Origin of the sequence: Streptomyces sp. P9-2 (genome assembly GCF_051903975.1) — a bacterium.
Lineage (GTDB): Bacteria > Actinomycetota > Actinomycetes > Streptomycetales > Streptomycetaceae > Streptomyces > Streptomyces cellulosae.
This window is the reverse complement of record NZ_CP192633.1, coordinates 1,496,650-1,520,292: the sequence shown is the minus strand read 5'-3', so window position 1 is coordinate 1,520,292 and position 23,643 is coordinate 1,496,650. Positions and strand designations below refer to the sequence as shown.

General features: G+C 69.4%; 22 protein-coding genes. 11 read left to right on the top strand and 11 right to left on the bottom strand.

Annotation, left to right across the window (positions count from 1 at the left end; all coding sequences use genetic code 11):
- Window positions 1-37 precede the first annotated feature (37 nt).
- Window positions 38-901, top strand: a complete 864-nt coding sequence (locus ACQY0Z_RS07145; RefSeq protein WP_254585707.1) for a GNAT family N-acetyltransferase — start codon at window positions 38-40, stop codon at window positions 899-901.
- A 116-nt stretch (window positions 902-1,017) separates the two neighbouring features.
- On the opposite strand, the gene ACQY0Z_RS07140 is transcribed toward ACQY0Z_RS07145, so the two are convergent.
- A complete protein-coding gene (locus ACQY0Z_RS07140) occupies window positions 1,018-1,437 on the bottom strand; it encodes a GlcG/HbpS family heme-binding protein (protein WP_189897115.1) in 420 nt (139 codons plus the stop codon).
- Between the two features lie 104 nt (window positions 1,438-1,541).
- The gene (locus ACQY0Z_RS07135; RefSeq protein WP_254585708.1) at window positions 1,542-2,750 is read right to left on the bottom strand and encodes an MFS transporter; all 1,209 of its coding nucleotides are present in this window, start codon (window positions 2,748-2,750) and stop codon (window positions 1,542-1,544) included.
- Between the two features lie 140 nt (window positions 2,751-2,890).
- On the opposite strand from ACQY0Z_RS07135, the gene ACQY0Z_RS07130 reads away from it, so the two are divergent.
- Both ACQY0Z_RS07130 and ACQY0Z_RS07125 read left to right on the top strand, forming a co-directional pair.
- Window positions 2,891-3,355: a MarR family winged helix-turn-helix transcriptional regulator gene (locus ACQY0Z_RS07130; RefSeq protein WP_189897112.1), complete on the top strand. Its 465-nt coding sequence runs from the start codon at window positions 2,891-2,893 to the stop codon at window positions 3,353-3,355.
- A 10-nt stretch (window positions 3,356-3,365) separates the two neighbouring features.
- Window positions 3,366-3,818, top strand: a complete 453-nt coding sequence (locus ACQY0Z_RS07125; RefSeq protein WP_439811983.1) for a GNAT family N-acetyltransferase — start codon at window positions 3,366-3,368, stop codon at window positions 3,816-3,818.
- A gap of 66 nt (window positions 3,819-3,884) precedes the next feature.
- On the opposite strand, the gene ACQY0Z_RS07120 is transcribed toward ACQY0Z_RS07125, so the two are convergent.
- Together ACQY0Z_RS07120 and dnaB are read right to left on the bottom strand one after the other, a co-directional pair.
- Entirely contained in the window at window positions 3,885-5,279 is a 1,395-nt protein-coding gene (locus ACQY0Z_RS07120) for a serine hydrolase domain-containing protein (protein ID WP_439811982.1), read from the bottom strand.
- A gap of 55 nt (window positions 5,280-5,334) precedes the next feature.
- Window positions 5,335-6,813, bottom strand: coding sequence for a replicative DNA helicase (gene dnaB / locus ACQY0Z_RS07115; RefSeq protein ID WP_026243900.1), 1,479 nt, complete (start codon window positions 6,811-6,813; stop codon window positions 5,335-5,337).
- A 461-nt stretch (window positions 6,814-7,274) separates the two neighbouring features.
- Between dnaB and ACQY0Z_RS07110 the strand changes: the two genes are divergently transcribed.
- Complete coding sequence (locus ACQY0Z_RS07110) at window positions 7,275-8,612, top strand: MATE family efflux transporter (protein ID WP_189897107.1); 1,338 nt, start codon at window positions 7,275-7,277, stop codon at window positions 8,610-8,612.
- Between the two features lie 126 nt (window positions 8,613-8,738).
- Here the strand turns inward: ACQY0Z_RS07110 and rplI are convergent, their stop codons facing one another.
- The 4 genes from rplI to rpsF all read right to left on the bottom strand — a co-directional run bounded on the left by rplI (window position 8,739) and on the right by rpsF (window position 10,430).
- A complete protein-coding gene (gene rplI / locus ACQY0Z_RS07105; protein ID WP_019525358.1) occupies window positions 8,739-9,185 on the bottom strand; it encodes a 50S ribosomal protein L9 in 447 nt (148 codons plus the stop codon).
- An 18-nt stretch (window positions 9,186-9,203) separates the two neighbouring features.
- Entirely contained in the window at window positions 9,204-9,440 is a 237-nt protein-coding gene (rpsR, locus tag ACQY0Z_RS07100; protein WP_003949403.1) for a 30S ribosomal protein S18, read from the bottom strand.
- 43 nt (window positions 9,441-9,483) lie between these two features.
- Window positions 9,484-10,065: a single-stranded DNA-binding protein gene (locus ACQY0Z_RS07095; RefSeq protein WP_189897105.1), complete on the bottom strand. Its 582-nt coding sequence runs from the start codon at window positions 10,063-10,065 to the stop codon at window positions 9,484-9,486.
- A 74-nt stretch (window positions 10,066-10,139) separates the two neighbouring features.
- Window positions 10,140-10,430, bottom strand: coding sequence for a 30S ribosomal protein S6 (gene rpsF, locus ACQY0Z_RS07090; protein WP_004985983.1), 291 nt, complete (start codon window positions 10,428-10,430; stop codon window positions 10,140-10,142).
- Window positions 10,431-10,743: 313 nt separating this feature from the next.
- Between rpsF and ACQY0Z_RS07085 the strand changes: the two genes are divergently transcribed.
- From ACQY0Z_RS07085 to ACQY0Z_RS07075, 3 genes are all read left to right on the top strand, one after another.
- Window positions 10,744-11,058 (top strand): hypothetical protein, encoded by a 315-nt coding sequence (locus ACQY0Z_RS07085; protein ID WP_189897103.1) that lies wholly within the window; start codon window positions 10,744-10,746, stop codon window positions 11,056-11,058.
- A gap of 170 nt (window positions 11,059-11,228) precedes the next feature.
- A complete protein-coding gene (gene femX / locus ACQY0Z_RS07080; protein WP_189897102.1) occupies window positions 11,229-12,350 on the top strand; it encodes a peptidoglycan bridge formation glycyltransferase FemX in 1,122 nt (373 codons plus the stop codon).
- A 101-nt stretch (window positions 12,351-12,451) separates the two neighbouring features.
- Entirely contained in the window at window positions 12,452-13,483 is a 1,032-nt protein-coding gene (locus ACQY0Z_RS07075; RefSeq protein ID WP_019525362.1) for an alanine racemase, read from the top strand.
- A gap of 94 nt (window positions 13,484-13,577) precedes the next feature.
- Here the strand turns inward: ACQY0Z_RS07075 and ACQY0Z_RS07070 are convergent, their stop codons facing one another.
- Window positions 13,578-15,080, bottom strand: a complete 1,503-nt coding sequence (locus tag ACQY0Z_RS07070) for a glycosyltransferase family 87 protein (RefSeq protein WP_439811981.1) — start codon at window positions 15,078-15,080, stop codon at window positions 13,578-13,580.
- A 99-nt stretch (window positions 15,081-15,179) separates the two neighbouring features.
- Window positions 15,180-17,462, bottom strand: coding sequence for a transglycosylase domain-containing protein (locus ACQY0Z_RS07065; protein WP_189897099.1), 2,283 nt, complete (start codon window positions 17,460-17,462; stop codon window positions 15,180-15,182).
- 723 nt (window positions 17,463-18,185) lie between these two features.
- Between ACQY0Z_RS07065 and ACQY0Z_RS07060 the strand changes: the two genes are divergently transcribed.
- From ACQY0Z_RS07060 to ACQY0Z_RS07045, 4 genes are all read left to right on the top strand, one after another.
- Entirely contained in the window at window positions 18,186-18,869 is a 684-nt protein-coding gene (locus ACQY0Z_RS07060; RefSeq protein WP_093764272.1) for a PadR family transcriptional regulator, read from the top strand.
- A gap of 43 nt (window positions 18,870-18,912) precedes the next feature.
- Window positions 18,913-19,995 (top strand): inositol-3-phosphate synthase, encoded by a 1,083-nt coding sequence (locus ACQY0Z_RS07055; protein WP_006134057.1) that lies wholly within the window; start codon window positions 18,913-18,915, stop codon window positions 19,993-19,995.
- 77 nt (window positions 19,996-20,072) lie between these two features.
- Entirely contained in the window at window positions 20,073-21,335 is a 1,263-nt protein-coding gene (locus ACQY0Z_RS07050) for an MFS transporter (protein ID WP_189897097.1), read from the top strand.
- A 123-nt stretch (window positions 21,336-21,458) separates the two neighbouring features.
- Entirely contained in the window at window positions 21,459-21,944 is a 486-nt protein-coding gene (locus tag ACQY0Z_RS07045; RefSeq protein ID WP_189897095.1) for an LppU/SCO3897 family protein, read from the top strand.
- 93 nt (window positions 21,945-22,037) lie between these two features.
- On the opposite strand, the gene ACQY0Z_RS07040 is transcribed toward ACQY0Z_RS07045, so the two are convergent.
- On the bottom strand, window positions 22,038-23,504 hold the full coding sequence (locus ACQY0Z_RS07040; protein WP_439811980.1) for a CCA tRNA nucleotidyltransferase: 1,467 nt from the start codon (window positions 23,502-23,504) through the stop codon (window positions 22,038-22,040).
- Window positions 23,505-23,643 lie beyond the last annotated feature (139 nt).

Sequence of the window (23,643 nt, the reverse complement as noted above, 5' to 3'; positions counted from 1 at the left end):
TGGACGCCGAAGGCTCCGGTCGGACAGCCTGACCTGCGTGCCGACACCTTCTCTCGACTCCCTGCCCATCCGTCGTCTGACGCTCCGCGATCTCACCGCCTGCGCCGACCTGTCCGAGGACCGGGGGTGGCCCCGGGAGGAGCACAAGTGGGGACTCCTGCTCGCGGCCGGACGCGGCCACGGCGTCGACGCCCCTGACGGCGGTCTGGCAGCCGCCTGCGTCGTCACCGAGTACGGGCCCCGCGAGCGGCCCTCCCTGGCGGCCGTGGGCATGGTGCTCGTCGCGGAGCGCCACTCGCGTCAGGGCCTCGGACGCCGGCTGATGCGCCATGTCGTCGAGGAGGCGGGCATCACCCCCCTCACCCTGCACGCCACGCCTCTGGGCCGGCCGCTGTACGAGGAGCTCGGTTTCAAGGCCACCGGGCAGGCCGAGATGGTGCGCGGCCGCTTCGTCCCGTCCGGCCGGCCGGACGTCCTGACCCGCACGGCCACCGCCGACGACCTTCCGGCGATCCTGCGGCTCGACGAGGAGGTCTTCGGCACCGACCGGACCCACATCGTGACCCGCCTGCCCGCCTTCGCGGACCAGCTTCGGGTGGCCGAGGAGGACGGACGGATCATCGGCTACGCCGCCGCCTGGCCCAACATGGACACCCATGTCGTGGGCCCGCTGATCGCCCGGGACACCGCGACCGCCCAGGCACTCATCGTTTCTCTGGCCGCCCACACCAACCGGCCGCTGCGCACCGACATCGACGTCCGGCACCGTGAGCTGCTCGACTGGGTGAAGGAGCACGGCCTCGAACCGGTCGCGTTCAACGCCGTCATGACGCACGGGATCACGGAGCTGCCGGGGGACTGGAGCAGGCGGTTCGCCCCGGTGACGGTCGCGGCCGCCTGACGGTGTGCACGAACGGCGACGCCGGTCCCGCGTGTGCTGCGGGACCGGCGTCACTGTGCGGTGCGCCGTACAGGCGCGCTGTGCCACGTCGTACGGGGTTGGCGGCCCGTGCGCCGTCAGGCGAGGGACTCCACGGCGGCGGTGGCGAAGCCGTGGTCCTGTTCCGGGGCGCCGCCGCCGACGCCGACGGCGCCGATGAGCCGGCCGTCACGCCGTACGGGCACGCCGCCCGCGATGAAGAGCAGCGGCCGGTCGAGGGCGGTGGGCAGGGTGTGGAAGAGGCCGCCGGGCTGCACGGCGTCCACCAGGTCGGCGGTGGGCGTGTTCAGCTGCAGAGCGGTGTAGGCCTTGCGCGTGCTGGTCTCACCGGAGATCAGCACGGCCCGGTCGTCCCGGCGGAAGGCGAGCAGGTGCCCGCCCGCGTCGAGGACGGTGACGCTGACGGTGACACCGGCCTTCTCAGCGGCCTCGACGGCGGCGGTGACGAGGGCTTCGGCGTCCGCGGTGGTCAGCGGGGCGACGGCGGTGGTGGTCATGAGGCGGTTCTCCTTGCGGTTCGTGCGGTGTCCGACGTGACGGACGGAAGGGGGATCGGCGGGCGCGGGGACGGCCCTGGCCCCGCGCCCGGAGGCGCCGGGGGTCAGTGCATGACGACGGTCGGGTGCTCCGCGAGGACCGTGCCGGCGACCGGGGCGCCGGCCGCCCGCTCACGGCGCTCGAGGCCGGCCGAGAGGACGGCGAGCGCCAGGGCGGCCGCGGCGAGGACGGCGCCGACCCAGTTGGGGGCGGTGTAGCCGAGTCCGGCGGCGATCACGAGGCCGCCGAGCCAGGCGGACAGCGCGTTGCCCAGGTTGAAGGCGCCGATGTTGAGTGCCGAGGCCAGGGTGGGCGCGCCGTGCGCGTGGTCCAGGACTCGCTTCTGCAGCGGCGGGACGGTGGCGAAGCCGAGCGCGCCGACGAGGGCGATGGTGACGGCCGCGGCGATCTTGTTGTGGGCGGTCAGGGTGAACAGCGCCAGGACGGCGGCGAGGGCACCGAGGGACACGTACAGCATCGGCATCAGGGCGCGGTCGGCGTACTTGCCGCCGACGAGGTTGCCGCCGACCATGCCGAGGCCGAACAGCACCAGCAGCCAGGTGACGGAGCCGTCGGCGAAGCCCGCGACGTGCGTCATCATCGGCGCGATGTAGGTGATCGCCGCGAAGACGCCGCCGAAGCCGAGCACGGTCATCGCCATGGCGAGCAGGACCTGCACGTTCTTCAGCGCGGCCAGCTCGTGGCGCAGCCGCACGCCCTCGGGCTTGGGCATGTCGGGCACCAGCTTGGCGACGCCCAGCAGGCCGACCACGCCGAGCGCGGCGACGATGCCGAAGGTGACGCGCCAGCCCAGGGACTGGCCGACCAGGGTGCCCAGCGGCACACCGACGACGTTGGCGACGGTGAGGCCGGTGAACATCAGCGAGATGGCGCCGGCCCGCTTGTCGGGGGCGACCAGGTCGGCGGCGACCACGGAACCGATGCCGAAGAAGGCGCCGTGGGCCAGGGAGGCGACCACCCGTCCGGTCAGCATGAGGCCGAAGGTGGGGGCCAGCGCCGACAGCAGGTTCCCGACGACGAAGAGGCCCATCAGCAGCATCAGCATGCGCTTACGGGAGATCTTGGTGCCGAGCACGGTCATCAGGGGGGCGCCGAACATGACACCCAGGGCGTAGCCGGTCACGAGGTAACCGGCGGTGGGGATGGAGACACCGAAGTCGCCCGCGACCTCGGGCAGCAAGCCCATGATCACGAATTCGGTGGTGCCGATCCCGAAGGCCCCGATCGCGAGGGCCAGAAGCGCGAGAGGCATGAGGGAACAGACCTTCCGGAGATTGCGGGAGCACTTAACGAGACTCGACAATAATTGCAGACGCGGGATATTTGCAAGCGCGGGATATTTCGTTCGTGCTCTACCCTGGTGTCAGACCCTGCTGGACGGAGGACCACCCCATGACAGCCACGGATCCCGCACTCACCGCCCTCACCCAGGGCTGGTGCGCTCTCTCGCTGCTGCACGGGAGGATCGAGGCGCACATCGAGCGCGCCCTGCAGGCCAAGCACGATCTGAGCGTGCGGGAGTACTCGCTGCTCGACGTGTTGAGCCGGCAGCACTCCGGTGAGGGTGGACATCTGCAGATGAAGCAGGTCGCCGACGCGGTCGTACTCAGCCAGAGCGCCACCACCCGGCTGGTCACCCGGCTCGAGGACCGCGGTCTGCTGGAGCGCTACCTCTGCCCCACCGACCGGCGAGGCATCTACACCGACGTCACCGAGGCCGGCCTCAAGCTGCTGGAGGAGGCGCGGCCCACCAACGACACCGCGCTGCGCGAGGCGCTCGACGAGGCGGCGAAGAACCCCGACCTCGCCCCGCTGGTCCGCGTCGTGGAGACACTGAAGGCGCCTGTGCCCGCATAGGGTGCGCGGCATGGGAGATTTCGAGATACGGCCCGCGACCGCCGACGACGTCCCGGCGATCGTCGCCCTGCTCGCGGACGACCCGCTGGGTGCGCAGCGCGAGTCACCGGAGGACCTCGCGCCCTACCTGACCGCGCTGGAACGGCTGCGCGCCGACCCGAACCAGCACCTTGTCGTCGCCGTCCGGGAAGGACGCGTCGTCGGGACGCTTCAGCTCACGATCATTCCGGGACTGTCCCGGCGCGGCGCCACGCGGTCGGTCATCGAGGGCGTACGCATCCACGCGGACGAACGCGGCGGCGGTCTGGGCACCCGGATGATCGAGTGGGCGATCGACACCTCTCACCGCGAGGGCTGCCAACTGGTCCAGCTGACCTCGGACAACACCCGCACCGACGCCCGCCGCTTCTACGAGCGGCTCGGTTTCACGGCGTCGCACGTGGGCTTCAAGCTGGTGTTGTGAGGAAGCGGCCGTGTTTCACGTGAAACACGGCCGCTCTGCGTACGTCGGTGTCGCGCCCCGTCGGACCTACTGCAGGCCCCGCCACCCCTCCGCGTCCACGCCACCGGGCACCGGGGCGCCCTCCTCGTACGGCTGCCGGGTGAACACGAACGAGCCGAGGTCGAGGTGGCTGACCGTGCCGTCCGGGCGCCGTACGGGCTTCAGCACCTCCCCCGCGTAGTAGCCCTCGAGCCCCACCCAGCCGCCGTCACCGTCCGCCCGGAAGCGTGAGCGCCGCCCCTTCCCGGAGAGCGGCTCCAGCGCGAGCACCCCGTCGGCCGACAGCCGCAGCCCGAAGGCGTAGGTCCCCCAGTACCACTGGCCCACGAGGTCGAGCACGGCGGATTCCTCCTCCTGGACCTGCCGGAGCGGCCGCCACGGCGCGGGGATACGCGGCTCCGCCTCCGCGACGATCCGCACCAGGTCCGCGGCGACGGTGAACGGCGCGGGTCCGGAGGTGCAGTTGGCGAGGACCACCGCGCTGACGTCGTCCGCGAGGCCCATGGTCAGGCAGGCCAGGAACCCCGGGAGCGAGCCGGTGTGCCCGACGAGCGCCCTCCCTGCCTGATGGCGCAGCTCGAGCCCCAGGCCGTACGCGTACCCGTCGGTCACGTCCGCCGCCTCGGCCGGCGCCGCCGGTGTCCGCATCTCCCGGACCGACTCGGCGCTCAGCACCCGCTCGTCCCCCGCCGCCAGGAAGGCCGCGAAGCGCGCCAGGTCCCCGGTGGTGGACCACAGCTGCCCGGCGGGAGCCATCACGCCCAGGTTCTCCAACGGCTCGGGCTGCATCACGTCGGCCCACGGATGCACGGCCCAGCCGCCCGCGTGCGGCGCCACGGGCTCCACGGTCGTGCGGCGCAGTCCCAGAGGTTCGAGCACCTCGCGCCGCAGGACGTCCGGCCACGGCGCCCCGCGCAGCTCCTCGACCAGGGCGCCGAGGAGCGCGTAGCCGGGGTTGGAGTAGTGGAAGCGCCGGCCCACGGGATGGACGAAGGGACGGTCCCCCAGGATGTCGGCGAGTCCGGGACGCAGGGATCCGGGGGTCCGCTCCCACCAGGGGCCGGGCGTCTCAGCGGCCAGCCCGGCGCGGTGCGCGAGCAGATCGACGACGGTCACCTCGCCCACGCCGGTGCCGGGCAGGTGCTTCTCCAGCGGGTCGGCGAGGTCGAGCAGCCCCTCGTCGCGCAGCCGCATCATCAGGACGGCGGTGAAGGTCTTGGTGATCGACCCGATCCGGTACTGGACGTCGCCGTCCGGGACCTCCCCCTCCACCGAGCTCCTGGACCCGCTCCACACGGTCCTCCCGCCCCGCACGACAGCCGCGACGAGCGACGGAGCCCGCCCTTCCCTCTGCGCGACGGCGATCCGGTGCAGCAACGCCCGCCGGGTACCGGGCAGCAGTTCTTCCTGAGGTGACGTCATGCCACCAGTTCAGCAGGTGAGCCAGGCCGACGCGCCCAGCAGGTGGCGGGACGCCTCAGGTCTGCGCCATGTCCACGAAGCGCGAGTAGTGACCCTGGAACGCGACCGTGATCGTGGCCGTCGGGCCGTTGCGGTGCTTGGCGACGATCAGGTCGGCCTCGCCGGCGCGCGGGGACTCCTTCTCGTAGGCGTCCTCGCGGTGCAGCAGGATGACCATGTCGGCGTCCTGCTCGATGGAGCCCGATTCACGCAGGTCGGAGACCATCGGCTTCTTGTCCGTGCGCTGCTCGGGACCACGGTTCAGCTGGGACAGCGCGATGACCGGGATCTCCAGCTCCTTGGCGAGCAGCTTGAGGTTTCGGGACATGTCCGAGACCTCCTGCTGGCGGCTCTCGGCGCGCTTGGAGCCGCCCGACTGCATCAGCTGGAGGTAGTCGATGACCACCAGCTTCAGGTCGTTGCGCTGCTTCAGCCGACGGCACTTGGCGCGGATCTCCATCATCGACAGGTTCGGCGAGTCGTCGATGTAGAGCGGGGCGGCCGAGACGTCCGGCATCCGGCGCGCCAGGCGGGTCCAGTCCTCGTCGGTCATCGTGCCGGACCGCATGTGGTGCAGGGCGACGCGGGCCTCAGCCGACAGCAGACGCATCGCGATCTCGTTGCGGCCCATTTCGAGCGAGAAGATGACGCTGGGCAGGTTGTTCTTGATGGAGGCCGCCCGCGCGAAGTCCAGCGCGAGCGTCGACTTGCCCATCGCGGGACGAGCGGCGATGACGATCATCTGACCGGGGTGCAGTCCGTTGGTGAGCGAGTCGAAGTCGGTGAACCCGGTGGGCACACCCGTCATCTCGCCGCTGCGCGACCCGATCGCCTCGATCTCGTCGAGGGCGCCCTCCATGATGTCGCCGAGCGGCAGGTAGTCCTCGCTGGTGCGCTGCTCGGTGACGGCGTAGATCTCCGCCTGGGCGCGGTTGACGATCTCGTCGACGTCGTCGTCGGCCGCGTATCCCATCTGGGTGATGCGCGTCCCCGCCTCGACCAGGCGGCGCAGCACCGCCCGTTCGTGCACGATCTCCGCGTAGTACGCGGCGTTGGCCGCCGTCGGCACCGTCTGCACGAGGGTGTGCAGGTACGACGCCCCGCCCACCTTGTTGATCTCGCCGCGCTTGGTCAGTTCCGCGGCGATGGTGATCGGGTCGGCCGGCTCGCCCTTGGCATAGACGTCGAGGATGGCGGTGTAGATCGTCTCGTGGGCCGGCTTGTAGAAGTCGTGGCCCTTGAGGATCTCGACGACGTCGGCGATGGCGTCCTTGGACAGCAGCATGCCGCCCAGTACGGACTGCTCCGCCTCCAGGTCCTGGGGAGGAACCCGCTCGAAGGCCGAGCCTCCGCCGTCCCACACACCCCGGTCCGGGCCGCGGTCGTGCTGCTCGTCCCTGCCTCGGCCGTGATCACCCGTACGGCGGGAGGCGGGCAGACGATCACTGGGACCGCTGTCGGCCCACGGGTCGTCCAAGGGCTCGGAAATGCTCACCGAGCCACCTCCTCCCGTCCGCCGGAGCGGATCTCGCCGTGCCACTCAGTTCTACGGCACGACACTGACAAATAAGGGGGCCCAACTCCGCTTGACGGACGCCGGTTTTGTGACGTTTCCGAAACCGATGGACGGAGCAGGCGCCGGACCACCGTAGGCCCGTCGGCACCGTCAGCCAATCTGGTTATCCACAGGCCGTGTGGACAGCAGCCCCAGAGCTGTGGAGAACTCCGCGAAACCTGTGCACGAGCCGGTGGACAGCGCTGTGAACAAGCCCGTGAACACCCTGTGAAGAAGCACCTGACCTGCTGCTTTGCCGTCCACGGGCTGTGCAGAAGAAAAACTTCCCCCCGGGGATCACAATCCGTTCGACAGGTGTACGCAACCCCACACCCTGAGCCACAAAGTAAGGGGCACAAAGTGCTGGCATCTCTTACCTGTGGATGATTAGATTGGTGCACATGACACAGGCCCCCGCGCGCCCCAAGGCCGCCCGCCGCCGGCATGACCGAGAGATCGTCATGCTGGCCGTCCCGGCCTTCGGCGCCCTCGTCGCCGAGCCCCTGTTCGTGATGGCGGACAGTGCCATCGTCGGCCATCTCGGCACGGCACAGCTCGCCGGACTCGGCGTCGCGTCGGCCCTCCTGGTGACCTCGGTGAGCGTCTTCGTCTTCCTCGCCTACGCCACCACGGCGGCCGTCGCCCGTCGGGTCGGCGCCGGTGACCTCCCCGCCGCCATCCGCCAGGGCATGGACGGCATCTGGCTGGCGCTGCTGCTCGGCGCCGCCGTCATGGCCGTCGTCCTCCCCACCGCGCCCGCACTCGTGGACCTTTTCGGCGCCTCCGAGACCGCCGCCCCGTATGCCGTCACCTATCTGCGCATCTCGTCGCTCGGCATCCCGGCGATGCTGATCGTGCTCGCGGCGACCGGAGTGCTCCGCGGACTGCAGAACACCCGGACACCCCTCTACGTGGCGGTTGCCGGCTTCGTCGCCAACGGCATCCTCAACGTCGTCCTGGTCTACGGCGCCGGCCTCGGTATCGCCGGGTCCGCATGGGGCACCGTGATCGCGCAGTGCGGCATGGCCGCGGTCTATCTCGCCGTGGTGCTGCGCGGCGCACACACGCATGGCGCCTCTCTGCGACCTGACGTCGCCGGTATCCGGGCGTCGGCGCAGGCGGGTGCGCCGCTGCTGGTGAGAACCCTCTCGCTACGGGCGATCCTGATGATCGCGACGGCGGTGGCCGCCCGGCTGGGTGACTCCGACATCGCGGCCCACCAGATCATCCTTTCCCTGTGGAGCCTGCTCGCCTTCGCCCTCGACGCCATCGCGATCGCGGGGCAGGCCATCATCGGGCGCTACCTCGGAGCCGGTGACGCGCAAGGGGCACGGGACGTGTGCCGCCGCATGGTCGAGTGGGGCGTGGCCGTGGGTGTCGTCCTGGGCGTGCTGGTCGTCCTGGCACGGCCGGTGTTCCTGCCGCTCTTCACCAGCGACTCGGCCGTGAAGGACGCGGCGCTGCCCGCCCTGATCATCGTGGCGCTGTCCCAGCCGATCTGCGGCATCGTCTTCGTGCTGGACGGCGTCCTGATGGGCGCGGGCGACGGGCCGTATCTGGCCTGGGCCATGCTCGTGACCCTCGCCGTCTTCACCCCGGCCGCCCTGCTGGTGCCCGCCCTCGGGGGCGGACTCACCGCACTGTGGGCGACGATGACGCTGATGATGGCCGTGCGGATGCTGACCCTGTGGCTGCGGTCGCGCTCCGGCCGCTGGGTCGTGACGGGCGCGGCACGCTGAACGTTTCACGTGAAACATCGCGCTCATGCCGGTTTCATGCGAAACACCCTCCACGAGGAACAGCGATGGGGGCCGCACCCTCACGGGTACGGCCCCCATTGCTCACTGCTTCAGCGAGCGCTGCCCTCAGGCGGCGACGACCTCGATGTTGACCGTGGCGGCAACCTCGGGGTGCAGACGCACCGACGTCTCGTGGGCGCCCAGCGTCTTGATCGGCGCACCGAGCTCGATGCGGCGCTTGTCGACCTCGGGGCCACCGGAAGCCTTGATCGCCGAAGCGATGTCGGCCGGGGTGACAGAACCGAAGAGACGGCCGGCGTCGCCGGAGCGGACGGCCAGGCGGACCTTGACGCCCTCGAGCTGAGCCTTGACCTGGTTGGCCTGCTCGATGGTGTGGATCTCGTGGATCTTGCGAGCGCGACGGATCTGCTCGACGTCCTTCTCGCCACCCTTGGTCCAGCGGATCGCGAGCTTCCGCGGGATCAGGTAGTTGCGAGCGTAGCCGTCCTTGACGTCGACGACGTCGCCCGCGGCACCGAGGCCGGAGACCTCGTGGGTAAGGATGATCTTCATGAGTGGGTCACCCTTCCCTTATCGCGCGGTGGAGGTGTAGGGCAGCAGCGCCATCTCACGGCTGTTCTTCACGGCCGTGGCGACGTCACGCTGGTGCTGCGTGCAGTTGCCGGTCACGCGGCGGGCACGGATCTTGCCGCGGTCGGAAATGAACTTCCGCAGCATGTTCGTGTCCTTGTAGTCCACGTACGTGACCTTGTCCTTGCAGAATGCGCAGACCTTCTTCTTCGGCTTGCGCACAGGCGGCTTCGCCATGGTGATTCTCCTGTGTGATCAAGAAGTGTGGGTACGGCCCGCCCTAGAAGGGGGGCTCGTCCGAGTAGCCGCCGCCGCTGCCGCCGGAGCCACCGCCCCAGCCGCCGCCACCGCCCTGCTGGCCACCGGCGGGAGCACCGGTCGCCCACGGGTCGTCGGCAGGAGCGCCGCCGCCCTGCTGGCCGCCGCCGGGGCCGCCGCCCCAGCCGCCGCCCTGCTGGCCGCCGCCACCGCCGCCGTAGCCGCCCTGGCCACCGCGGCCGGTGGTCTTGGTGACCTTGGCCGTGGCGTTGCGCAGGCTGGCGCCGACTTCCTCGACGTCCAGCTCGTAGACCGTGCGCTTGACGCCCTCACGGTCCTCGTAGGACCGCTGCTTCAGCCGGCCCTGCACGATGACGCGCATGCCTCGCTGGAGCGACTCGGCGACGTTCTCCGCCGCCTGACGCCAGACGGAGCAGGTCAGGAACAGGCTCTCGCCGTCCTTCCACTCGTTCGTCTGACGGTCGAAGGTGCGGGGGGTCGACGCGACACGGAACTTCGCGACGGCCGCACCGGACGGGGTGAAGCGCAGCTCGGGGTCGTCGACAAGATTGCCGACGACCGTGATGACGGTCTCGCCTGCCATGGGGGAACCTCTCGGCGGGTTTGCTGCTGGCTGCTTGTGCTGCTACTCGGATCCCGGGATCAGCTGAGCGGAGCTCAGTGGGTCTCGGGACGGAGGACCTTGGTCCGGAGGACCGACTCGTTCAGGTTCATCTGGCGGTCGAGCTCCTTGACGACCGCAGGCTCGGCCTGCAGGTCGATGACCGAGTAGATGCCCTCGGGCTTCTTCTTGATCTCGTACGAGAGACGACGACGGCCCCAGGTGTCGACCTTCTCGACCTTTCCGCCGCCGTCACGGACGACAGAGAGGAAGTTCTCGATCAGCGGGGAGACAGCGCGCTCCTCGAGATCGGGGTCGAGGATGACCATCACCTCGTAGTGACGCATGTGGAACCCACCTCCTTTGGACTCAGCGGCCACGGTCGTTCCGTGGCAGGAGGGTCGTGATGCGTTGCGCAACGTTGCCTGTCAGTAGAACAGCCGCCACTGACAACGGGGTCGGGCGGCGGGTTTCCGGGCCGGACGGAGGGGCCGTGGCCCTCCCTGTTCCCGCCTGGCTCTGTCCGGACAGACACCGGTGCAGACGCTACAGAGTACCCGCACAGCGGCTTCCGGTTGAAATCCGGCCGTGAGGACCGTCAATCTGGACACATCGGGTGTGTACGGCGCTACGATGCGCCGCCCTTCGCAGGAGGTGCCCATGGCACAGGCAATGCGACCCAACACCGCCGGCGGACTCTTCGCCACCGACGGCAAGCCCCATCCGCTCCAGGACACCCTGCTGGCGGTGACCCTGGTGCTGGGGCTCACCGCCTTCATCTCGGCGCAGTTCCACCACCTGCACCTGCTCAGCTCCTGGACCGGCCTGATCGGCATCCTCACCGGGGCGTACGGCCAGTGGATCTCCGTCACGACGCGCGAGCGTTTCGGCCTGATCCTGGGCCTCGGCCTGTCGGCGGTCGGTTTCTTCCTGGGCATGGCGCACGGTGGACTGTTCGGCGGAGTCGTCGACTGACGCCGCCACCACCCGCGCACACCACACATCGTCGTGACGCCCCGGTCGGCCCCCGGCCGGGGCGAAGGTCCCGTGCGCCCAGACGGGCCGCACCCCGGGCGCAGTAGGCTTCGCGCGAGAGCCGGAGCCCCTGTACCCATGGGGACACACCAGCCCGAGGAGCGCCCCGAATGAGCCTGACCCTGAGGACCATCAGTCGCGAGCAGCATCTGGCATACATCCAGAGCCTGCCGTCGGCGAGCCACATGCAGGTCCCGGCCTGGGCAGACGTGAAGGCGGAGTGGCGCTCCGAGAACCTCGGCTGGTTCGACGAGCGCACGGGCGAGATGGTCGGCGCGGGTCTGGTGCTCTACCGGCAGCTGCCCAAGATCAAGCGGTACCTCGCCTACCTGCCCGAGGGCCCGGTCATCAACTGGTTCGCCCCGAACCTGCAGGAGTGGATCGAGCCGATGCTCGCCCACCTGAAGCAGCAGGGCGCCTTCTCCGTGAAGATGGGCCCGCCGGTGATCATCCGCCGCTGGGAGGCCTCGACCATCAAGCGCGGCATCCAGGACCAGGACGTGAAGCGCCTGCGTGACCTGGAGGCCGACTTCATCGAGCCCCGCGCCTTCGAGGTCGCGGACAAGCTGCGCCGCATGGGCTGGCAGCAGGGCGAGGACGGCGGCGCCGGCTTCGGCGACGTCCAGCCGCGCTATGTCTACCAGGTGCCGCTGGCGAACCGCTCGCTCGAAGAGGTCCACAAGAACTTCAACCAGCTGTGGCGCCGCAACATCAAGAAGGCCGAGAAGGCCGGCGTCGAGGTCGTGCAGGGCGGCTACGAGGACCTGGCCGAGTGGCAGCGGCTGTACGAGATCACCGCCGTGCGCGACCACTTCCGGCCGCGCCCGCTGTCGTACTTCCAGCGGATGTGGACGGCCCTCAACACCGAGGACCCCAACCGCATGCGGCTGTATTTCGCGCGGCACAACGGCGTGAACCTGTCCGCGGCGACCATGCTGATCGTCGGCGGGCACGTCTGGTACTCCTACGGCGCCTCCGACAACATCGGCCGTGAGGTCCGCCCCTCGAACGCGATGCAGTGGCGGATGCTGCGCGACGCCTACGCGCTCGGCGCCACCGTCTACGACCTGCGCGGCATCTCCGACTCGCTGGACGAGACCGACCACCTCTTCGGCCTGATCCAGTTCAAGGTCGGCACCGGCGGGCAGGCGGCCGAGTACCTCGGCGAGTGGGACTTCCCGCTCAACAAGCTGCTCCACAAGGCGCTCGACATCTACATGTCCCGCCGCTGACCCGCGCTTCGGCGCGGTATCCGTCTTCGTAGCCCGACGGGCTTCGTCGCCTCCCATACCTTTGTTACACCGCAGCCACGAGAAAGGTTCCAGGTCCGGCCATGGCGCTCACGCTCTACGTCGACACCGCGCGCTGGCGGGCGCATCACAAGCACGTGCAGGAGCAGTTCCCGGGACTCGTCCCCGTCTGCAAGGGCAACGGCTACGGCTTCGGCCACGAGCGGCTCGCCGAGGAGGCCACACGGCTGGGCACGGACGTCCTGGCCGTCGGCACGACGTACGAGGCCGCGCGGATCAAGGACTGGTTCGGCGGTGACCTGCTGGTGCTGACGCCGTACCGGCGGGGCGAGGAGCCGGTGCCGCTGCCCGACCGGGTCATCCGCTCGGTGTCGTCGGTCGACGGCGTGTACGGCCTGGTCGGCGCCCGAGTCGTCATCGAGGTGATGTCCTCGATGAAGCGCCACGGCATCAGCGAGCAGGACCTGCCCCAGCTGCACGCCGCGATAGAGAACGTCCGGCTGGAGGGCTTCGCCATCCACCTCCCGCTGGACCGCACCGATGGCTCCGACGCCGTCGAGGAGGTCATCGGCTGGATGGACCGGCTGCGGGCGGCACGTCTGCCGCTGCACACGATGTTCGTCAGCCACCTCAAGGCCGACGAGCTGGCCCGTCTCCAGCAGCAGTTCCCGCAGACCCGTTTCCGCGCCCGGATCGGCACCCGGCTCTGGCTGGGGGACCACGAGGCAACCGAGTACCGCGGTGCGGTCCTGGACGTCACCCGGGTCGCCAAGGGGGACCGGTTCGGCTACCGGCAGCAGAAGGCCGCCTCCGACGGCTTCCTGGTGGTCGTGGCGGGCGGAACGTCCCACGGGGTGGGTCTGGAGGCACCCAAGGCCCTGCACGGCGTCATGCCGCGCGCCAAGGGCGTCGCCCGGGCGGGCCTCGCGACCGTCAACCGGAACCTCTCGCCGTTCGTGTGGGCCGGCAAGCAGCGCTGGTTCGCCGAGCCTCCGCACATGCAGGTGTCCATCCTGTTCGTGCCGTCCGACGCCCCCGAGCCTCAGGTCGGCGAGGAACTGGTGGCGCATCTGCGGCACACCACGACCCAGTTCGACCGGCTCGTCGACCGCTGAGGCGGCACCGGGACCCCCACGCGAAGGGCCGTGCACGGACGTTGCCGTGCACGGCCCTTCGCGTGGTCCAGGGCTGCGCCTCCAGGCGGTTCGCTCAGAGCGAACCGCCCCTGGCCTCCGTCCTGCCCCAGTCGACCTGAAGCGTCTCGAACTGGGCCGCGTGCCGCGCGGGACGCGCCGCGGGGCCGAGCACGAAGACGTCCTCAGCGCTGTCCAGCACACCTCCTGAGGGGTCGTCATCGCCGGAGCGGCGCACCGGGTCCCGCTCGGGCATCAGGATGTCGCGGACGACCATGACGCACAGGAAGAGCGTCCCCGCCAGGTGCGCGCCGATGGCCCAGTGGTAGCCGTCGGTGGGCAGGCCCTTGTGGGCGTCCCCGCTGGTCGTGTAGGCGAGGTACATCCAGATGCCCAGGAAGTACGTCACCTCGCAGGCCTGCCAGATCAGGAAGTCACGCCACTTGGGCCGGGCCAGCGCCGCGAGCGGCACCAGCCACAGCACGTACTGCGGCGAGTAGACCTTGTTGGTGAGGATGAACGCCGCGACGATCATGAAGGCGAGTTGGGCGAAGCGCGGCCGACGTGGCGCCGTGAGCGTCAGGGCCGCCACGCCCACGCAGCACAGCAGCATCAGCAGCGTCGCGAGCGTGTTGACCGTATCGGTGGCGATCGGGTCGTCCGAGTTCTGCGCCAGGATCAGCCAGAAGGACCCGAAGTCGACGCCGCGTTCCTGGCTGAACGTGTAGAACTTCGACCAGCCGTCGAAGGCGAACAGCATCACGGGGCCGTTCACGACGATCCAGGCGACGGCAGCCCCGCCGAGCGCCGTGCCGTACTCCCGCCACCGGCCGGCGCGCCAGCACAGCACGAGCAGGGGACCGAGGAGCAGCACGGGATAGAGCTTGGCGGCCGTGGCCAGGCCCAGCAGGACGCCGAAGGCGAGGGCGCGGCCCCGCGACCACATCAGCATCGCGGCGGCCGTCAGAGCGACCGCCAGCAGGTCCCAGTTGATGGTGGCGGTCAGCGCGAAGGCCGGGGCGAGGGCAAGGAGCAGTCCGTCCCAGGGCCGCCGGGCGTGGGTCCGCGTGACGCACACGGCGATGACCGCCGCGCACGCCATGAGCATCCCGGCGTTGACCATCCAGTACCACTGCTCCTGGTGCTGGATGGAGCCGCTGCCCGGGGTCAGCCAGGCGGCGACCTCCATGAACACGCCCGTCAGAACCGGATACTCGAGGTACTCCATGTCCCCGGGGAGCCGGTCGAAGTACGGCACCAGCCCGTCGGCGAAGCCGCGTCCCTGGTACAGGTGCGGAATGTCCGAGTAGCAGGCGTGTGTGTACTGCGAGCTGGCGCCGAAGAACCAGGCGCCGTTGTAGCAGGGCGCCTTCTGCACCAGCCCGAGGGCGAACACACCGATCGCCACGAGCGCGATCACCCGCACCGGGGTCCACCAGGATCTGCCGAGCAGGGCACGCCGCCCGATCGGTCCCCCGATCAGTTCGCTGCCGGCCGCTGCGACCCGGTCCTCCTCCGTCGGCCGCACCGGCTCCGGCTCGTGGACGCTCGTCGTTTTTCCACTGGGCATGCCGCACATCCTGCCGTACCTGGCCGGTGATACGGCGAGGGCCGCCGTACCCGTCGGGTACGGCGGCCCATGTTTCACGTGAAACACCCACATCGGGCAGGGGACGGCTCAGCCGCTGCCTCCGAAGAGACCACCGCCGTTGCCGCCGCCCCGGGTGCCTCCGGGGTCCTCCGTCTCGGTGGGATCGGGCGACGTGGTCACGCCTCCGTCGGTGCCGCCGTTGTCGGCGCCCCCGTTCCCGGTTCCGCCGTCCTCTTCTTCCTCGTCCCGGCAACGGAAGTCGAAGGGACCACAGGTCTCGGTCTCCGTGGGCGACGGCGGAGCGGTCACCGTCTCGGTCGGCGTCGGAGTGGCCGACGGCGACGCCTCCTCGGTCTCCGTCTCGGTCGGGGTCGGCGACGGTGCGCCGACGCCGTCGGCGACCTCGCCGATCTTCTCGGCCTTGGGGAAGCCGGGGTCGGACTCCCCCTTCAGCGCGGCCTTCATGAATTCGGTCCAGACCTGGGTGGGGATGTCACCACCGTGGATCGAGTCCTTGCCCGCCGTTCCGTTCATGGAGAGCAGCTTGTGACTCTTGGGGTCCTCACGGAACATCGCGACCGAGGTCGACAGCTGTTGGGTGTAGCCGACGAACCAGGCGGACTTGTTCTCGTCGGTGGTACCCGTCTTGCCGGCCGCCCGGCGCCCCAGCTCCTTGGCGTGCTGGGCCGTACCGTTCTCGATCACGTTCTCGAGCACGTCGGTGACGTTGTTCGCCACGTTCTCGGGCATCGCCTGCTTGACCCGCGGCTTCTCGAAGCCGGGCAGCTCCGAGCCCCGGTACTTGACCTCGGTCACCGAGTACGGGTCGGCCTGCTTGCCCGAGGCCGCGAAGGTCGCGTACGCGTCCGCCATGCGGATCGCGCTGGGCGTGGACGTACCGAGCGCGAACGAGGCGTTCAGGCCGGCGAAGCTGGTCTTGAGGATGCCGGACTTCTGTGCGACGTCCGCCACCCTCGCCATCCCGACGTCCATACCGAGCTGCACGAACGGGGTGTTGACCGACTGCTCCATCGCCTTCCGCAGGGTGATGTAGCCCCACGGCTTGTCGCTCTCGTTCTCCTGGAAGAACGGCGTGTTGTCCTTCTTGAGAACGTAGGAGCCGTCGTTGTCCAGGATCTTCAGGTGGTCGTTGCCGTTGTACTTACTGGCCGGCGAGACGCCCACACCGTTGGTCTTGTACGTGCCGTGCTGCATCGCGGCGGCGAGCACGAAGGGCTTCCACGTCGAACCGACCGGGACGCCGGAGGTGTCGGCGTTGTTGTTGAAGTGGCCGTTCTCGTAGCCGGCGCCGCCGTACAGGGCGACGATCGCGCCGTCCTTGGGCTTGACCGTGGCCGCGCCGAACTGGACGTGCTGGTCCAGCTCGCGCTTCGGGTCGATGTTCTCCTTCTCGACCTTCTGCACGGCCTTGGCCAGCGCCTCGACCTTTTCCTTCTCGAAGGTCGTGTAGATCTGGTAGCCGCCCTGGTCGAACTGCGCCTCGGTGATGTCGGAGTTCTTCAGGACGTACCGCTTGGCCGTGTCGACCAGGTAGCTGATCTGGCCGGTCATGCCCTTGGTCGCCTTGCGGCCCTGGGGCATCGGGTACCTCTTGATCGCCTCCTGGTACTCGGCGGTCGAGAGGTGCTCGTCCTTGTGCATCTGCTCGAGGATCCAGGCCCAGCGCTCCTCGGAACGCTTGCGGTTGGCCTCGGGGGTGGCCGAGCTGTCGATGCTCGCGTTGCCGGCCGGGTCGTAGTACGTCGGGCCCTTGAGGAGGGCGGCGAGGAAGGCGCACTCGCTCGGCGTGAGGTCGACCGCGTCCTTGCCGTAGTACGTCTGGGCGGCGGCCTGGATGCCGTAGGCGCCGCGCCCGTAGTAGGAGGTGTTCAGATAGCCTTGGAGGATCTCGTCCTTGGAGAGCTTGGTGCCCACCTTGATCGAGATGAACATCTCCTTGAACTTCCGGGAGAGCGTCTGCTCCTGGCTCAGGTAGGTGTTCTTCACGAACTGCTGGGTGATCGTCGAACCACCCTGGGTGTCACCGCCGCGCGCCATGTTGCCGAGCGCGCGGGCGATACCCATGGGGTCGATGCCCGAGTCGCTGTAGAAGCTCTTGTTCTCGGCCGAGATCACCGCCCAGCGCATGGCCTCGGGGATCCGGTCGAAGCTGATGTTCTGCCGGTTCTGGCCGCTACCGGTGGCAACCATCTGGGTGCCGTCTTCCCAGTAGTAGACGTTGTTCTCGGACAGCGCCGCGGCGTTCTCCTCGGTGGGCACGCTCACCATCGCGTACCCGATGCCGGCCACGGCCACCAGGCCGCCGAAGAAGGCGAGGCACAGTCCGGACACGAGCTTCCAGGACGGCATCCAGCGACGCCAGCCGTCCTTGTCGTAGCGCGGATAGTCGATGATTCTCTTCCTGGCCGGAGGGGCCGCGCGCCCTCGTCCGCGGCCGGGACCGGCGGCACGGCGGGACCCTCCTCGCTGTGCCGCGCGTCGTGCCTCGGCACGGCTGCCGTAAGGACGGGCCTCACCCCCCGCGCCGCGGGTGCCCGACCCATAGGCATCGGACGGAGTTCCGGTGGCGCCTCGCGGTGCCGCTCGGCGGCCGGAGGACGAGCCGGACTGGCCGCGTCGGGCCGCGGCACGTCCGCCTCCCTGCGGCTGCGGCGGTTTGCGACGGTGCTCGCTCATCGAACGACTACTCCTCGGGCAGGCGCACCTCTGCGCGCCTGGAAACGGCGGCTGGTTTCCGGTCCCCCCGAAGTACGGATGCGACGCTCGACGCATTCATCCGTACTGCACCGGGGACAAGGACGCCCCCAGTCGTCACTCGGTTCCCGGTGGTCTGCATGGCGCACAGACTACGCACCGCCAAAACCCCCCGGGCCCAGAAGTTCACCTCAAATCAGGCAACTTGCCCGCAACGAAACAGTGATGTGATCCCGTTCACTCTTCCCCCTCTTGTCGGCCCCGGAAGGTCGTTCTATCGTCGTGATGTATCGAGTCGATACATCAGCGCGACATAAAGGCGGCCGTGAGCCGTACACGAGCCCATCACGGCACGAGCGGGGCAGAGGGGAGGCGACGATGAGCCGGCGTTCCGGAATCCTTGAGTTCGCCGTACTCGGCCTGCTCCGCGAGGCCCCGATGCACGGGTACGAGCTGCGCAAACGACTCAATACGTCACTGGGTGTGTTCCGTGCGTTCAGCTACGGGACGCTCTATCCCTGCCTCAAGACGCTGGTCGCCAACGGCTGGTTGATCGAGGAACCGGGGAACACCACCGAGGACGCCCTCGCCGCACCGCTGGCCGGGCGCCGCGCCAAGATCGTCTACCGCCTCACGGCGGAGGGCAAGGAGCACTTCGAACAGCTGCTCGCCCAGACGGGACCGGACGCGTACGAGGACGAGACGTTCGCCGCGCGGTTCGCCTTCTTCGGGCAGACGTCGCGCGACGTCCGCATGCGCGTGCTCGAGGGCCGCCGCAGCCGGCTGGAGGAGCGCCTCGAGAAGATGCGCGCCTCCCTGGCCCGGACCCGGGAGCGCCTCGACGACTACACGCTTGAGCTCCAGCGCCACGGGATGGAGTCCGTGGAGCGCGAAGTGCGCTGGCTGAACGAGCTCATCGAGAGCGAGCGGGCCGGCCGGGACCTCAAGGGGTCCGCCGCCGGGGGGCCCGCTCAGCAGGACACCACATCTGGAGCGACGGGCGACCTGCCCCGGTCCGGGGACGACCCCCGGCCGGATACGCCCGGCGACACCGCCACGTGAGAGTCCGCGAGGACCTCACTCGTACACACAGGGAGCAACCGGAATGGGTTCGGTTCGCGTAGCCATCGTCGGCGTGGGCAACTGCGCCGCATCGCTGGTGCAGGGAGTCGAGTACTACAAGGACGCCGATGCGGCGGCCAAGGTGCCGGGCCTGATGCACGTCCAGTTCGGCGACTACCACGTCGGTGACGTCGAGTTCGTCGCCGCCTTCGACGTGGACGCCAAGAAGGTCGGCCTCGACCTCGCGGACGCCATCGGCGCCTCCGAGAACAACACCATCAAGATCTGCGACGTTCCCCGCACCGGCGTGACGGTCCAGCGCGGCCACACGCTCGACGGTCTCGGCAAGTACTACCGCGAGACCATCGAGGAGTCCGCCGAGGAGCCGGTCGACGTCGTGCAGGTCCTCAAGGACAAGCAGGTCGACGTCCTCGTCTGCTACCTGCCCGTCGGCTCCGAGGACGCGGCGAAGTTCTACGCCCAGTGCGCCATCGACGCCAAGGTCGCCTTCGTCAACGCCCTCCCGGTCTTCATCGCCGGCACCAAGGAGTGGGCGGACAAGTTCACCGAGGCGGGCGTCCCGATCGTCGGCGACGACATCAAGTCGCAGGTCGGCGCCACCATCACGCACCGTGTGATGGCGAAGCTGTTCGAGGACCGGGGCGTCATCCTGGACCGCACGATGCAGCTGAACGTCGGCGGCAACATGGACTTCAAGAACATGCTCGAGCGCGACCGCCTCGAGTCGAAGAAGATCTCGAAGACCCAGGCCGTCACCTCGCAGATCCCCGACCGGGAGCTCGGCGAGAAGAACGTCCACATCGGCCCGTCCGACTACGTCGCCTGGCTGGACGACCGCAAGTGGGCCTACGTCCGCCTCGAGGGCCGCGCCTTCGGTGACGTCCCGCTGAACCTGGAGTACAAGCTCGAGGTCTGGGACTCCCCGAACTCCGCCGGTGTCATCATCGACGCCCTGCGCGCCGCGAAGATCGCCAAGGACCGGGGCATCGGCGGCCCCATCCTGTCGGCCTCCTCGTACTTCATGAAGTCGCCGCCGGTGCAGTACTTCGACGACCAGGCCCGTGAGAACGTCGAGAAGTTCATCAAGGGCGAGGTCGAGCGCTAAGCGCGACCACCGCGGGCAGTCGGGGGTCTCCGGGTCGTATGTCCCGGAGACCCCCGTCGTATGTGAGGCTGTGCCTCATGGCCGTCGTCCGTGACCTGCGCGTTCTGCTGCGCTTCCAAGGCTTCCGGCGCCTGCTCGCCGTCCGGTTGCTCTCCCAGGGCGCCGACGGCGTCTTCCAGGTCGCGCTCGCCGCCTACGTCGTCTTCTCGCCCGAGCGGCAGACCTCCGCCGCGGCCATCGCCTCGGCCATGGCCATCCTGCTTCTGCCCTACTCCGCGATCGGCCCGTTCGCCGGCGTCCTGCTGGACCGCTGGCGCCGCCGCCAGGTCTTCCTCTACGGCAATCTGCTGCGCGCCCTGATGGCGACGGTGACCGCCCTGCTGATCCTCGTCCGGGTGCCCGACTGGCTCCTGTTCGTGGCCGCGCTGTGCGTCACGGGCGTCAACCGCTTCGTCCTCGCCGGGCTGTCCGCCGCGCTGCCCCGGGTGGTGGACACCGAGCGGCTCGTCATCGCCAACGCCCTCTCCCCGACCGCCGGGACGCTGGCCGCGACCGCGGGCGGCGGGCTGGCCTTCGTGGTCCGGCTGGTCGTCGCGGACTCCGACGCGGCCGTGGTGCTCGTGGGCGCCGTTCTCTATCTGTGCGCGGCCCTGGCCGCGCTGCGCATCGCCAAGGAACTGCTCGGCCCGGACCGTGCGTTGGAGCACCCCCGGCTGTCCGCCGCCCTCTCCGGCACGGTCGCCGACCTGGTGGCCGGCGTACGTCATCTCGCGGCGCCCGCGCGCAGGGACGCGGCCTGGGCGCTCACGGGCATGTTCCTGATGCGCTTCTGCTACGGCGGCATGCTCGTCATGTTGCTGATGCTCTGCCGGTACCACCTGACATCGACCACGGACGAGGGACTCGCCCTGCTGGGACTGGCGTTGGGGGCGTCCGGCGCGGGGTTCTTCGCCGCGGCCGTGCTGACCCCGTGGGCCGCGGGGCGGATGGGGCCCGGCCGCTGGATCGTGACGTGCGCCGCGGCGGCGGCCGTGCTGGAGCCCGCGCTCGGCCTGCCGTTCACCTCCGGCCCGCTGCTGGCAGGGGCGTTCGTCCTCGGCCTCTCCACCCAGGGCGCGAAGATCTCCACCGACACCATCGTCCAGGCCTCCGTGGACGACGACTTCCGCGGCCGGATCTTCTCGGTCTACGACGTGCTGTTCAACGTCGCGTTCGTCGGGGCCGCAGCCGTGGCCGCCCTGGTGCTCCCGCCTGACGGCCGTTCAGTCACGCTGGTGGTAACAATCGCCGTTATCTACGGAGCAGTAGCAGTGGCTATGGCCCGGTTTGAGCGCCAGTAAGTGTCACATCAGCGCCACAGAGTCATATCTCGCTACAGAGTTGTCAGTCTGGGCCGGTAGCTTACGTGCGTCTTATCAACGCGTCTTTCGCGTCACGTGCCTATGTACTAGGGGGACCCCCAAGTGACCACTCCGCCGCCCCAGGGCAACCCGTTCGCCCAGGGCCAGCAGCAGCCCTACGGCCAGCCCCAGGGCCAGCCCCCCTTCCCGCAGCAGGCCGGTCAGCCCGGCTTCCCGCCGCCGGGAGCCCCGGTGCCCCCGCAGCAGCAGGGCCGCAAGATCAGCTTCAAGACGATCAAGAACGTCGTCATCGTTCTGATCGTCGCGGGTGTGGCCATCGGCGGGTGGATCGCCAGCCGTGACGACGCCGCCGCGGCCGCCGTGGGCGACTGCATGCACCGTGGCAGCACGGACGACAACAACCCGGACCTCGAGGTCGTCGACTGCGGCGACGCGAAGGCGCAGTACAAGGTGCTGGCCAAGGTCGAGGGCGACTACTCCGGCCTGACCGCCCAGAGCAAGTGCGAGGCCGAGGCCAAGGACTTCGAGTACGTCTACACGGAGACCAACGGCAGCAAGAGCTTCCTGCTCTGCCTGAAGGACAAGTAGGAACGACGTCGGGGGCGGTGTTTCACGTGAAACACCGCCCCCGACGCATGTGCGGGGTCATGTTTCACGTGAAACATGACCCCGCTTCCGTTCTCAGCCCTGCTGTGCGGCCCACCACTCCTTGAGGGCCTTCACCGCTTCGTCGTGCTCCATCGGGCCGTTCTCCAGCCGGAGCTCCAGCAGGTGCTTGTACGCCTTCCCGACCTCCGGACCCGGCTTGATGCCCAGGATCTCCATGATCTGGTTGCCGTCGAGGTCCGGGCGGATGGAGTCGAGCTCCTCCTTCTCCTGCAGCTGGGCGATGCGCTCCTCCAGTTGGTCGTACGCGCGGGAGAGAGCGGCGGCCTTGCGCCGGTTCCGCGTGGTGCAGTCCGAGCGGGTCAGCTTGTGCAGCCGGCTGAGGAGCGGTCCCGCGTCCCGGACGTAGCGGCGGACGGCGGAGTCCGTCCACTCTCCCGTGCCGTAGCCGTGGAACCGCAGGTGCAGCTCGACCAGCCGGGAAACGTCCTTCACCAGGTCGTTGGGGTACTTCAGCGCGGTCATACGCTTCTTGGCCATCTTCGCCCCGACCACCTCGTGGTGGTGGAACGAGACGCGGCCGTCCTTCTCGAAGCGGCGGGTGCGGGGCTTGCCGATGTCGTGCAGCAGGGCGGCGAGGCGGAGGGTCAGGTCGGGGCCGTCTTCCTCCAGGGCCATCGCCTGCTCCAGCACGATCAGGGTGTGCTCGTAGACGTCCTTGTGCCGGTGGTGCTCGTCACGCTCCAGGTGCAGGGCGGGCAGCTCCGGCAGGACATAGGAGGCGATCCCGGTGTCCACGAGCAGGGTGAGGCCCTTGCGGGGGTGCGGGGACAGGATCAGCTTGTTCAGCTCGTCCCGGATCCGCTCGGCGGAGACGATCTCAACACGCCCCGCCATGTCCTTCATCGCCGCGACGACCTCGGGGGCCACCTCGAAGTCGAGCTGGGCGGCGAAGCGCGCGGCCCGCATCATCCGCAGCGGGTCGTCGGAGAAGGACTCCTCGGGCGTCCCCGGCGTGCGCAGCACCCGCTCCGCGAGGTCGTTCAGCCCGCCGTGGGGGTCGATGAACTTCTTCTCGGGGAGGGCGACGGCCATCGCGTTGACGGTGAAGTCACGGCGGACGAGATCCTCCTCGATGGAGTCGCCATAAGACACCTCCGGCTTGCGCGACGTGCGGTCGTACGCCTCGGACCGGTAGGTGGTCACCTCGATCTGGAAGCTCCGGTCGGTGTCCCCGACCCGCGCCTCCTTCTGGGCCCCGACCGTGCCGAAGGCGATGCCGACGTCCCAGACGGCGTCCGCCCAGGGCCGCATGATCTTCAGGACGTCCTGCGGGCGGGCGTCGGTCGTGAAGTCCAGGTCGTTGCCGAGGCGGCCGAGCAGCGCGTCCCGCACCGAGCCGCCGACCAGGGCGAGTGAGAACCCCGCCTCCTGGAAACGGCGGGCTAGGTCGTCGGCGACAGGGGCGACCCGCAGCAGTTCACTCACGGCGCGGTCCTGCACCTGGCTCAGGGCACTGGTTGCTTCGTTGGCGTTCGGCACAACAGAAGAGGGTACGTGGCCCGCACGGCCCCGGGCGCCCGGAAAAAGACGCGGGGACGGACACCTGTGGCGATCATGGACAAGGCGCGCGCCGCTCGATCTTGGGCACCGGTCCGCGGCACTTCCCCTCCTCGCACCT

Excerpts from the sequence above, each read along its gene's own strand:
- ACQY0Z_RS07140 (WP_189897115.1), bottom strand. The coding sequence starts at position 1,437 with ATGACCACCACCGCCGTCGCCCCGCTGACCACCGCGGACGCCGAAGCC.
- ACQY0Z_RS07135 (WP_254585708.1), bottom strand. The coding sequence starts at position 2,750 with ATGCCTCTCGCGCTTCTGGCCCTCGCGATCGGGGCCTTCGGGATCGGC.
- ACQY0Z_RS07130 (WP_189897112.1), top strand. The coding sequence starts at position 2,891 with ATGACAGCCACGGATCCCGCACTCACCGCCCTCACCCAGGGCTGGTGC.
- ACQY0Z_RS07125 (WP_439811983.1), top strand. The coding sequence starts at position 3,366 with ATGGGAGATTTCGAGATACGGCCCGCGACCGCCGACGACGTCCCGGCG.
- ACQY0Z_RS07120 (WP_439811982.1), bottom strand. The coding sequence starts at position 5,279 with ATGACGTCACCTCAGGAAGAACTGCTGCCCGGTACCCGGCGGGCGTTG.
- ACQY0Z_RS07110 (WP_189897107.1), top strand. The coding sequence starts at position 7,275 with ATGACACAGGCCCCCGCGCGCCCCAAGGCCGCCCGCCGCCGGCATGAC.
- rplI (WP_019525358.1), bottom strand. The coding sequence starts at position 9,185 with ATGAAGATCATCCTTACCCACGAGGTCTCCGGCCTCGGTGCCGCGGGC.
- rpsR (WP_003949403.1), bottom strand. The coding sequence starts at position 9,440 with ATGGCGAAGCCGCCTGTGCGCAAGCCGAAGAAGAAGGTCTGCGCATTC.
- ACQY0Z_RS07095 (WP_189897105.1), bottom strand. The coding sequence starts at position 10,065 with ATGGCAGGCGAGACCGTCATCACGGTCGTCGGCAATCTTGTCGACGAC.
- rpsF (WP_004985983.1), bottom strand. The coding sequence starts at position 10,430 with ATGCGTCACTACGAGGTGATGGTCATCCTCGACCCCGATCTCGAGGAG.
- ACQY0Z_RS07085 (WP_189897103.1), top strand. The coding sequence starts at position 10,744 with ATGGCACAGGCAATGCGACCCAACACCGCCGGCGGACTCTTCGCCACC.
- femX (WP_189897102.1), top strand. The coding sequence starts at position 11,229 with ATGAGCCTGACCCTGAGGACCATCAGTCGCGAGCAGCATCTGGCATAC.
- ACQY0Z_RS07075 (WP_019525362.1), top strand. The coding sequence starts at position 12,452 with ATGGCGCTCACGCTCTACGTCGACACCGCGCGCTGGCGGGCGCATCAC.
- ACQY0Z_RS07070 (WP_439811981.1), bottom strand. The coding sequence starts at position 15,080 with ATGTGCGGCATGCCCAGTGGAAAAACGACGAGCGTCCACGAGCCGGAG.
- ACQY0Z_RS07065 (WP_189897099.1), bottom strand. The coding sequence starts at position 17,462 with ATGCCGTCCTGGAAGCTCGTGTCCGGACTGTGCCTCGCCTTCTTCGGC.
- ACQY0Z_RS07060 (WP_093764272.1), top strand. The coding sequence starts at position 18,186 with ATGAGCCGGCGTTCCGGAATCCTTGAGTTCGCCGTACTCGGCCTGCTC.
- ACQY0Z_RS07055 (WP_006134057.1), top strand. The coding sequence starts at position 18,913 with ATGGGTTCGGTTCGCGTAGCCATCGTCGGCGTGGGCAACTGCGCCGCA.
- ACQY0Z_RS07050 (WP_189897097.1), top strand. The coding sequence starts at position 20,073 with ATGGCCGTCGTCCGTGACCTGCGCGTTCTGCTGCGCTTCCAAGGCTTC.